Here is a 10,459-nt window from a genome sequence, read left to right as displayed (position 1 = left end):
AAAAGTGTCTCGCATTGGCTTTTTGACTACATTGGCCAGCACGTTCAGTCGGCCCCGGTGGGCCATCCCCATCACCACCTCCACCACCCCGTTCCTGGCCGCATTTTCGATGGTCAGGTCAAGCAGAGGAATCAGTGACTCGGTGCCTTCTAAGCTGAAGGTTTTGGCCCCCAGGTATTTCTTTTGCAAAAACTCTTCAAAAAGCGTGGCCTGCATCAAGCGCTCATGAATTTTCTTTTTTTGCTCGAGCGTCGGGCGGGCAAATCCTGCTGCCAGCCGGGCCTCGATCCAGTTGCGCACCGCTGGATCGTCGAGATGGCCGTACTCGATACCCACCGTACCGCCGAACCGGGTCTTGTACTGCTCCAGCACGGCCCGCAGGGTGGGCGCACCCAGCTCCACCGGAACCGGACGGTCAAGGTCGGCCTCGCTCAGGCCAAAAAAGCTGGGATCCAGTTCAGGCGGGGTGCGGCGTTCGCGCTCTAAGGGGTCTATCCGCGCCACCAGGTGGCCGCGTTCGCGGTAGGTACGCAAAAAGCGCACCGCCCGCAAGAAAAACGTGGCCAGTTCAGACACTGAAGCCCCGTCCAGCGGTTCTCGCTGGGCCACCCTGCCGTTGCCGCCGGCTGGTTCAGCCTGAACCGCGTGGAAATAGCTGGACCATTCGGCAGGAATGGATGCCGGATTTTGCTCGTATTCCTGGTACAAAGCCTCCAAAAAGGCCAGATTCGAACTGTCAACTGCGCGTTCCATACTCACGGTTCTCTAGTCTACTAGGTTCTTGGCCGGCAAAGCGTGTCAGGAGACAATCAGAAGCCCTGGGAAGCGTCGTAAACCTGCCGCTTCGACCAGGACGCTTGAGTGGTGTGCAGACCAGGAATGGCCTCCAACCCAACCACACCCGTAGCCGGGTCTCCCTCGACCCTCGGCCCGTTAATGCAATCGAGTACCCTGAAGCCGATGAACCTTCAGATTCTTCAAAATAAGGTCTTGCGCCTCACCGTCATGCCCGAACTGGGGGCCAGCATCGTTGGGCTCGAGCTATACCACCAGGGTTTCTGGCTGCCGCTCATGCGCCCAACCGCGCCCGCCACGCTGGTGGGTCGGCTTTCAACGGATACCTCGAGCTACCTGCTGGCCCCCTACTCCAACCGCATTCGGGATGGACGCTTCGGCTTTGCTGGAAAAATCTACCAGCTCCGCCCCAACTGGGTGGACGGCCAACAGACCCTCCACGGAGAAGTGCACGCTCGAGGGTGGGCTTCGCAGCGTTTAGAGGAGAACACCCTGCACTGCGGCTTCGATTCCAGAAACTTTCAGGACGTGAATTTCCCCTTCCCCTTTGCGGTCGAGATGCAGTATTCGCTGTACCAGGATGGGGTTCAAATTTATACCGCACTACAAAACGTTGGCCCCCAGCCAATGCCAGCGGGCCTGGGGCACCACCCCTACTTCATGCGTCACCTGAACCGTTCCAGCGATGCCCTTCTGTCTTTTCGAGCCCAGCGGGTCTACCTGACCGATGCGACCCGCATTCCGACCCGACCCCCCGAAGCCATTCCGCTCAGCCTCGACTTCTCGCGGCCCAGACCGATCGGCCTGTCCCTTCTCGATCACGTTTTCACTGGATGGGACGGACTCCTAAGCCTGGAATGGCCCGGGCTGGGCTGGCGGATGGATTTGCGGGCCGACCCCCTCTTTTCGCACCTGGTAGTATTCACAGCCCCCGATGGTAGCGTGGCCCTCGAGCCGGTCACCCATGCCACCGACGGCTTCAACCGGATGGCCCAGGGCTGGAGCGATACTGGGGTGCGGGTACTGGAACCCGGAGAGCGGATGGAGGGTACCGTGCGAATGACTTTTGCACCGCCCCCAACCAGTAGCATAGAGCCGTGAGTCTGACCCTGGTGCTGAATTGTGGCAGTTCTTCCATCAAGTTTGCCGTTCTAAACCTCGAGGATAAGCGCACGGTGCTCTCTGGGCTGGCCGAGAGGCTATTCGAGGCCCAACCCAGGCTAAAGACGAACCCCCCGGGCCTCACCGAAGAACTGGAACTTTCGGGCCCGGGCCATGCCCGGGCGGTGCAGGGGATTTTGCAACTGCTCGAAAGACAGGGCCTGCCCGGACAGGTCACACAGATTGGCCACCGGGTGGTGCATGGGGGGGAGCGCTTCAAGCAGGCAACCTGTATTGATGACGAGGTGCTGGCCCAGATCGAAGCCTGTGGGCCGCTGGCTCCCCTGCACAATCCCGCCAACCTGCTGGGCATTCGGGCAGCCATGGAGGCTTTTCCTGGCCTGCCGCAGGTAGCCGTTTTCGATACCGCTTTCCACCAGACCATGCCCCCCCACGCCTATCGCTATGCGGTGCCCGAGGACTGGTACACCCGCCACGGGGTGCGTCGCTATGGCTTCCACGGCACCAGCCACGCCTATGTAACCCAGGAGGCCGCACGAATGCTGGAAATTCCAGTGCAAAACACCTGTTTTGTGAGTGCGCACCTGGGCAACGGCTGTTCGATCGCGGCGGTAAAAGGGGGGAAGAGCCTGGATACCAGCATGGGGCTGACCCCACTCGAGGGCCTGGTGATGGGGACGCGCTCCGGTGACCTCGACCCCGGCCTCCATGCCTTTCTGGCCGAAAACCTGAAGCTGAGCCTTGGCGAAGTGAACGATGTGCTCAACAAAAAGAGCGGACTGCTGGGGCTCTCGGGGCTGTCCAACGATATGCGCGAGCTGGAACGTGCTGCTGCAGATGGGCATGAGGGAGCCCAACTTGCCCTCGAGGTTTTCTGCTATCGTCTGGCCAGGTATGCAGCGGCCATGTGCGTGCCGCTGGGCCGCCTGGATGCCCTGATCTTCACTGGTGGCATCGGCGAGAACTCTGCTCTGGTACGGGCCAAGACCCTTGGCTATCTAACCTGGCTGGGCTTTGTGCTGGATGCCGACCTGAACCGGGTCATGATCCGGGGGAGCAGCGGCCTGATCACGCAGCCTGGAAGCCCGCTGGCCCTGGTGATCCACACCAACGAGGAACTGATGATTGCCCTGGAAGCGCAGGAAGTGCTGTCATGAAGGCGATTTTTGTGGCCCCTACCCGGCCCTCGGTGGGACTCACGACCACGACCCTGGGGGTGGTACGGGCCTTGCAGCGTACGGGCCTCCAGGTGGGATTCTGTAAACCGGTCGCGCAGGACTACAGGAGCCCCGACCCCAGCGTCCACTTCGCCCGCGAGGTTTGCCGTATTGCCGCGCCCGACCCCATTTCGCTGGCTAAAACCGAGGCCCTCTTGAGCGAAAACCAGACCGATGATCTGCTGGAAGAAGTGATCCAGATCTACCAGCAGGCTGCTGTGAGGGCGGATGTGGTGGTGGTGGAGGGACTTTCGCTGGGCCGCTCCAACCCCTACGCCATGCAGCTCAATGGCGACATGGCCCGCAACCTCGAGGCCACGACCCTGCTGGTCACCTCGCTGCTGGGCTCCACCCCCAAAGAGGTGGCCGACGGGCTGGAGCTGGCCCTACCCTACTTCGCGGTTTCGCAGGAGCAGGGGGTAGCGGGCTATGTGCTCAACCATGCCCCGCCTTCCGAGCAGACCTATACCTCCAAACTGCGCACCCGTAAAAAAATACTGGCCGAGGCCCGAATGGCCCAGTTGGGGGTGATTCCACTCGACCCGGAGCTTTCCGCCCCGCGAACCCTGGATGTGGCCCAGTACCTGGGCGCCAGCTTGCTGAACGAGGGTGAAATAGCCCGCAGGCGGGTTGTGAAAAGCATCATCTCGGCCCGCAGTGTGCCCTACATTGTAGATTTGCTGCGGCCCGGCACCCTGGTGGTCACTTCTGGCGACCGCGACGATGTGATCATGGCGGTTAGTCTGGCCCACCTGAACGGCGTTCCTCTGGCGGGGCTGCTGCTGACCTGGAATGCCCGCCCCAATGAGTCCATTGCCCGCCTGTGCCGCTTTGCCCTGACCTCGAGCCTGCCGGTGCTGATGGTCGAGTCGGACACCTATACCACTGCCGGTCAGTTGAGCCAGATGGACAACCAGGCCCCTCTCGACGACCTCGAGCGGTTCGAGCGGATGCTGGAATACGTGGCCGACAAGCTCGAGCTGAACCCCCTTCTGACCCGCATACGCCGGCCCGAGGAACGGCGCATGACCCCTCCAGCCTTCCGCTTTGAACTCATCCGGCGGGCCAGGGCCGCCCACAAACGCATTGTTTTGCCGGAAGGCGATGAGCCGCGTACCGTTAAGGCCGCCGTCATCTGCCACGAAAAGGGAATTGCCCAGTGCGTCCTGCTGGCAAAGCCCGGGTCGGTACAGGCCGTCGCAGAGGCCCAGGGGATTAAAATTCCTCGCAGTATAGAGATCATAGATCCGGCTTCGGTGCGAGAGCGCTACCTCGAGCCCATGCTGGAGCTGCGCAAGCACAAAGGCCTCACCGCAGAACTGGCCGGGCAGGAGTTGGAAGACAACGTGATGCTGGGAACCATGATGCTGGCCCTCGACGAGGTGGATGGCCTGGTCTCCGGGGCTATCCATACCACCGCCAATACCGTGCGCCCCGCTCTTCAACTCATCAAGACCGCGCCGGGGGTCAAGCTGGTCAGCAGCGTGTTTTTCATGTTGATGCCGGAGCGGGTGCTGGTCTATGGCGACTGCGCCATCAACCCCGACCCCACGCCGGAAGAGCTCGCAGACATCGCCATCCAGTCGGCAGAGTCGGCCAGGGCCTTTGGCATCACCCCCAGGGTAGCCATGATTTCCTACTCCACCGGTACCTCGGGCCAGGGGGCCGATGTGGAGAAAGTCGCACTTGCCACCCAGATCGCCCGAGAAAAACGCCCCGACCTGCTGATTGACGGTCCGCTGCAATACGACGCGGCCAGCGTGGAGAGCGTGGGGCGACAAAAGGCCCCCGGCAGCCCCGTTGCAGGCCGGGCCACCGTCTTCATCTTCCCCGACCTCAACACTGGAAACACCACCTACAAGGCGGTTCAGCGCAGTGCGGGTGTGTTGAGCATTGGCCCCATGCTGCAGGGTTTGCGCAAACCGGTCAACGACCTCTCGAGGGGTGCCCTGGTAGATGACATCGTGTACACCATTGCCCTGACCGCGATTCAGGCTACTGGAGTACAGAGGGGTTAGAAAGCAACCCCATTTCCCTGACAAAAGCGCCACAACCCAGCTGGCTCGGCCACCTCAAAAGGGTGCCTACGGCCTGGAAAGCCATTGCGGGAATCGCACCGCACCCTGCCAGAGTTCCCGTACCGCCCCTGGGTAGACACCCCACGAGCGGTCGCCGTAGAAGACAGACCCGTGCACGGAACCCGGAGGCGGTTTTCAAAGCAAGCAGGGCCGTCATTTTCAAAACCGCCCTAAGCCAGACGCGACACTACGGTGTGCTCAGGCGTTTGATCTTTTCCGCGACGCTGGGCGCAACGGGCATTACCGACAAACGGTTGCCCCGGCGAAGCACGATAAGCTCGTCGGGGTCGAACTTTTCCCGTAGAAGTTCCAGGGTCAGCACCTGCTTGTATTTTTCTACAAAGCCCACCCGAACCGTCCACCAGCGCGGATTGTCTTTAGAGCTGGTGGGGTCGTGGTAGGGCGACTGGGGGTCGAACTGGCTGGGGTCGGCAATACTGGTTTCTACCACCTTGCACAGCCCCACGATGCCGGTTGGCTTGGTGCTGGAATGATAAAAAAAAGCCAGGTCTCCCACGTGCATGGCCTTCAGGAAATTGCGGGCCTGGTAGTTGCGTACCCCGTCCCAGATAGAAGTTTTTTGTTTCTTTAGATGGTCAATGCCAAACACATCGGGTTCAGACTTAAGCAGCCAGTAGTTCATACCAGGTCAGTCTATGGTTATCCGGGGTTTAGACTTTGCTGTTCAGCTGCCAATCTAAATCTTCCCAGGGTATACGGGTCGCGGCCTCCGGTTCGGCATCGGATCCGTTAGCTGGGGCACCTCCTGGGGTGGACCAGTTCATTGGTGCACAGCCGAACTGCTTGTTCAGGTTGCGCGTGTGCTGGCAAAGGCTCCCCGAGCGAGAAGATAACCGTGAAAAAATTGTTTTTGGTGACGTCTTGCTGCAGGTTTGTGCAGGTGGCATTCCCATCGGCGCCCGTCCCACCGATGGGTTGCCGATTTCCGATTGGGCCTACGAGAGCAACTTCCGCGATGCCAGTGGGCGTTCGTATAGCTGCGATCACAAGCCGACCACCCTGACCTACCGCTACCACGACTGTGCCCGGATGGGTCGCTGGGAGACTCGGTGGGTTGGCGAAACCACCGGCCAGGCTACCCATCCCCTCAGCCTGAGCAAAGACACCGGCGAGTCTATCAACCAGATCAACCGCATCCGCGTGAACTGGGCCTCGAGCCAGGGTACGGCCCCCTTAAGCCTAGCGCTACAAAGCGTCGTGGCGTCGCCGGTTCCCCAGCCCCGTCCGATCGGGATCACCCGCCTGGAACTCACCGTTTTTGCCACCAATGGAAACTTGGCCAGACTGGTTTTCCTGGCATCCCGGTGATGGACGACTGCCCGTAAGGGAAAGAACAAAACCCTGATAAGCTGTTGGCGTGACCCTCAACCTCGGGCAAAAGCCCATCAAGAGTAGTTCCCGCCGGGAATACGCCGAGCCTGCCAGGTCCGCTCAGGAATTGCAGGCTCGGCTGGGCAAGGCGAAAGTTTTGCTGGATCTGGCCCAGCGACGCAACTATTCTTACGACGGCATTGCCATGGGTGTAACCCCAGCACTGGTGATCCTGCCGGGAAGCACTGCCGATGTGGTGGAAGCCGTTCATTTTGCGAACCAGGTGGGGCTGCCGATTGTGGCCAGGGGCGCAGCCAGCGGCCTGTCGGGGGGAGCGGTGCCGATTCAAGAATCCATCGTGGTCTCGTTTACCCGCATGACCGGTCTGCATATTGACCCCCTGGCCCGCATCGCCACGGTGCAACCGGGGGTGGTCACGCTGCAAATCGGTGCGCGGGCCAAGCCCTATGGGCTGGGGTATCCCCCCGACCCAGCCTCCTTTCGTACCAGCACCATCGGGGGTAACCTGGCCGAAAATGCCGGTGGGCCGGTGTGTTTCAAGAAAGGTGTGACCGGCGATTATGTGGTGGAGCTCGAGTTCGTGGACTTCAAGGGCCAGGTGCACCGTTTGCAGCGTGGGGCCTACGACCTGATTGGTCTGCTGGTAGGCTCCGAGGGTACGCTGGGCCTGATGACCGAAGCCAGGCTGCGTCTCGAGCCGATTTCCCGCTACTCCCGCACCCTGATGGCCATCTTCGACGAAGTGGGTCAGGCGGCAGAAGCCGTCTCACAGGCCATTGCAGCGGGGGCCGTGCCGAGTAAGCTGGAATTTGTGGACAACGGCTGCATCAATGCCGTTGAAGACCACCTGAAAATGGGTTTACCACGCCAGGCGGCGGCCATTCTCCTGGTGGATACCGATGGCGACGACCCCCTGGTGGTGGAAGAGGAGCTCTTCTGGGTGGCTGAAGCCTGCAAAAAGCACGGGGCTACCGTGCGCATTGCCCTGGACAGTGCCGAGAGCGATGCACTGTGGCAGGCCCGGCGCTCGATCTCGCCTGCGATTGGGGCGGTCAAGCCCAGGCGTCTGAACGAGGACATCGCGGTACCGCGCTCGAGCCTCCCTGCTGTGGTGCGTACCATCGAGGCTTTGGGGAAGGAGTATGGCTTGCGGGTGGTGCAGTTTGGGCATATTGGGGATGGCAACCTTCACCCCAACGTCCTCTACGACCCCAAGGAGGACTCGGAGGAGAAAGTCTGGGAGCTCTTGCACGAGATTGCCCGGGTGGCTCTCCGCCATGGGGGAGTTTTATCCGGTGAACACGGCATTGGCATGATGAAACGCGACTTCATGAGCGAAGCGGTAGACCCCGAAACACTGGATGCGTTACGCCGTGTCAAAGCCGCTTTTGACCCCCAGAATGGTCTGAATCCTGGCAAAGTGCTGCCCGATCCCAGTCCGACCAGGCCCTGAGCATGGTGAGCCTCATACGTTTAACAGCCAGCGGGCCATGCTGAGATAAGTCAACACGCCAATCACATCAATGCTGGTCGTGATCAGGGGGTTGGAGATCAGGGCCGGATCCAGTCTCAGCCGCCTCAGGATCAGCGGAAGCATGGCGGCGACAATGTTGGCTAGTAACACCACCAGACCGAGTGAAATACCTACCACCAGTAACAGCTCGTTCTGACCATCAATCAGTACCTTGATGGAAATTAACGTAGCCAGGGTCAGGCTCAGCAACAACCCGACCCCTAGCTCTTTCCGCAGTATTCTCCACCAATCATTTAGCTCGACATCGCGGGTTGCCAGCGCCCGGACAATCATGGTGGCAGCCTGATTTCCAGTATTGCCACCGGTACCGACCAGAACAGTAATATAAAATGCCAGTGCGGTTACTGCCTCCAGCACCGATTCAAACCCAGATAGAATGTTGACGCTAAGGCTGCCGGTGATAATCATGATGACCAGCCAGCGTACCCTGGCGCTCCATAGCTCCCAGACGCTGGATTTGCTATAAATCAGGTCGGGTGATTCCACCGCACCTTGCCGGTAAATGTCCTCTGTGGCTTCTTTTTCGATCACGTCTACCACGTCGTCAATCGTTACGATCCCGACCAGCTTTTTATACTCATCCACCACCGGCAACACGGTAAAGTTGTAGTCGGCCATCAGCCCGGCCACCTCTTCTTGGTCGGTGTCGTCGCGCACATAGATTACGTCGGGGTTCATGATTTCCGAGACCCTGGTTCTGGGGTCAGCCACGATCAGATCGCGCAGGGTTAAAACCCCTTCTAGTTGTTCTGTTGCACCGACTACGTAAATTACATAAATTTGCTCGGCATCGGGTGCTTCGCGGCGCAGGAAGCGAAAGACCTCTTCGACCCGCATGGCATCCCGCACCGCGATGTACTCCGAGGTCATAATGCCCCCGGCCTCGTCCTCGTCGTACTCGGTTAGTTCCTCGACCTCGGCCCGGGTCTCGGGGTCGAGCTGCCTTAACAAGGCCTCAGCCTGGGCGGGGTTTTCTTCCTCGATCGCATTGATGGTGTCGGCCAGGTCGTCGAGGGAGAGTTCTTCCAGCAACTCCTTGACCCGCCAGGGGGGCAGAGCCTCCAGGAGTTCGGCTTGCTCGGACTCCTCGAGGTGACTGAAGACCTCTGCCGCGTCGGCAGGTGAAAGCAGCGTCAGAATGGGCAGCCGGTGTTCGGCGGCAAACTCGCTCCAATGCTCTAGAATCTGGGCTGGGTACAGTTCCTCCAGCGCAGCCGTGGCCATGAAGGCATCGCCATCGTGGAGGGCACTTTTGAGTACCGCCAGTCCAGCCAGGGTTTCGGTGTCGTACATATGCGGCCCCCTTCGGTTTCCGGCCTAGGCCGAATCTTGGAAGGAAGCTCCGCAGGGCACACGGTTTGTCGAGGATTAGTGGGTGTGAGAGTACACCGGGCGAAATCTTCGACTAGAACTGTGATCTTCCACGGTGCCTCCGTAACCTTGCGCCTTGAACCCTGTGTTCTTGGCCTTACAAGGTGGCAAAACTGCCTAAAGTAGCGTAGCACTCGAGGCCCATCTAGGCAAGCAAATCCGGCCTCAGTCGAAGGCTGCGTCGGGGTTCTGGTTCAAACGGGCAAACGAGAAAACTAAAATCTCTTGTCTCGCTCAACATCTACGAAATATCCATTCTTTAGAAGCCATGCATCGCGGAGCTGCGCACCCTCACCGCCTGCCGGTCTGGGCGATCACAACTGTTTTGACTGGCGTATATCAAGATAAGGCCGGCTAAAACCGGATCCCTTGACACCCTTGTTTTAGTTCGAGTTCCAAATCCAGACAAGGCAGTCTGAAAATACCCTCCTCGCAGCGCTGGGTGCACCGCCAGGAGTTATCCACACCACACGCGAAGACTTCGACAGAGACTTATCTTGCCAGAGTTCCTCCTGGCTGGTTGGTACAGCCACGGACTTCCTTACGAGGGCGGGGAGATGTTCGGCAAGACTTGCGCTAAGACGATTCAGTCTATCCAGACCCTCCAAATGCCACCACCCAGGCCAAACAGGCCCAGCAGGGGTAAGGGGGGAATGTTGCGCAGAAGCAGGGCCAGGGCTAGAAGAGCAACCAGTAACTCTCCCCACCCCACCAGGGTTTCACGCCCCAGTAGCCATAGCGCCCAGGCAATCAGTCCTAGCGCTGCCCCAGAGGCACCCATCAGAAAGGCTTCGGCCAGGGGATGCCCCTGCAAGCGGCGCAGGATACCGGCTACCAGGAAGGTAAAAACGAATGAGGGTAAAAAAATGCCAAGGGTCGAAAGCACTGCTCCTGGTACCCCAGCCGCCAGGTAGCCTGCGGCAGTGGCCGTGGTTAGCAAGGGGCCAGGTGTAATTTGCCCCAGGGCCAGTGCATTCAGAAGTTCGCTC

8 protein-coding genes and 1 pseudogene are annotated in these 10,459 nt (G+C 60.0%); 5 read left to right on the top strand and 4 right to left on the bottom strand.

Annotated elements, in window-relative coordinates:
• Window positions 1-753: pseudogene (locus Q0288_RS12745) on the bottom strand (2-oxoglutarate dehydrogenase E1 component); the annotation flags it as partial.
• Window positions 754-960: 207 nt separating this feature from the next.
• On the opposite strand from Q0288_RS12745, the gene Q0288_RS12740 reads away from it, so the two are divergent.
• The 3 genes from Q0288_RS12740 to pta are packed head-to-tail and all read left to right on the top strand — an operon-like array spanning window position 961 to window position 5,152.
• Complete coding sequence (locus Q0288_RS12740; protein ID WP_299431001.1) at window positions 961-1,896, top strand: aldose 1-epimerase; 936 nt, start codon at window positions 961-963, stop codon at window positions 1,894-1,896.
• On the top strand, window positions 1,893-3,074 hold the full coding sequence (locus Q0288_RS12735) for an acetate kinase (RefSeq protein WP_299430999.1): 1,182 nt from the start codon (window positions 1,893-1,895) through the stop codon (window positions 3,072-3,074). Before Q0288_RS12740 ends, Q0288_RS12735 begins: the two co-directional genes overlap by 4 nt.
• Window positions 3,071-5,152: a phosphate acetyltransferase gene (gene pta / locus Q0288_RS12730; RefSeq protein ID WP_299430997.1), complete on the top strand. Its 2,082-nt coding sequence runs from the start codon at window positions 3,071-3,073 to the stop codon at window positions 5,150-5,152. Before Q0288_RS12735 ends, pta begins: the two co-directional genes overlap by 4 nt.
• Before the next feature lie 247 nt (window positions 5,153-5,399).
• Here pta and Q0288_RS12725 read toward each other — a convergent pair whose 3' ends face one another.
• A complete protein-coding gene (locus Q0288_RS12725; RefSeq protein WP_299430995.1) occupies window positions 5,400-5,855 on the bottom strand; it encodes an EVE domain-containing protein in 456 nt (151 codons plus the stop codon).
• Between the two features lie 176 nt (window positions 5,856-6,031).
• Between Q0288_RS12725 and Q0288_RS12720 the strand changes: the two genes are divergently transcribed.
• On the top strand, window positions 6,032-6,541 hold the full coding sequence (locus Q0288_RS12720) for a hypothetical protein (RefSeq protein WP_299430993.1): 510 nt from the start codon (window positions 6,032-6,034) through the stop codon (window positions 6,539-6,541).
• Window positions 6,542-6,590: 49 nt separating this feature from the next.
• The gene (locus Q0288_RS12715; protein ID WP_299430991.1) at window positions 6,591-8,018 is read left to right on the top strand and encodes an FAD-linked oxidase C-terminal domain-containing protein; all 1,428 of its coding nucleotides are present in this window, start codon (window positions 6,591-6,593) and stop codon (window positions 8,016-8,018) included.
• Between the two features lie 12 nt (window positions 8,019-8,030).
• On the opposite strand, the gene mgtE is transcribed toward Q0288_RS12715, so the two are convergent.
• Both mgtE and Q0288_RS12705 read right to left on the bottom strand, forming a co-directional pair.
• On the bottom strand, window positions 8,031-9,392 hold the full coding sequence (gene mgtE / locus Q0288_RS12710) for a magnesium transporter (protein ID WP_299430988.1): 1,362 nt from the start codon (window positions 9,390-9,392) through the stop codon (window positions 8,031-8,033).
• A 664-nt stretch (window positions 9,393-10,056) separates the two neighbouring features.
• Window positions 10,057-10,459 (bottom strand): chromate transporter (locus tag Q0288_RS12705; protein WP_299430986.1); only part of this gene is annotated, 403 nt, incomplete at its 5' end.

Origin of the sequence: uncultured Meiothermus sp. (assembly GCF_937863175.1) — a bacterium.
GTDB lineage: Bacteria > Deinococcota > Deinococci > Deinococcales > Thermaceae > Meiothermus.
The sequence above is the reverse complement of the archived record's forward strand: the minus strand, read 5'-3'. Positions and strand labels throughout refer to the sequence as shown.

Bases quoted from the DNA above. Each gene is read 5' to 3' on its own strand.
- Q0288_RS12740 (WP_299431001.1), top strand. From the start codon at position 961: ATGAACCTTCAGATTCTTCAAAATAAGGTCTTGCGCCTCACCGTCATG.
- pta (WP_299430997.1), top strand. From the start codon at position 3,071: ATGAAGGCGATTTTTGTGGCCCCTACCCGGCCCTCGGTGGGACTCACG.
- Q0288_RS12725 (WP_299430995.1), bottom strand. From the start codon at position 5,855: ATGAACTACTGGCTGCTTAAGTCTGAACCCGATGTGTTTGGCATTGAC.
- mgtE (WP_299430988.1), bottom strand. From the start codon at position 9,392: ATGTACGACACCGAAACCCTGGCTGGACTGGCGGTACTCAAAAGTGCC.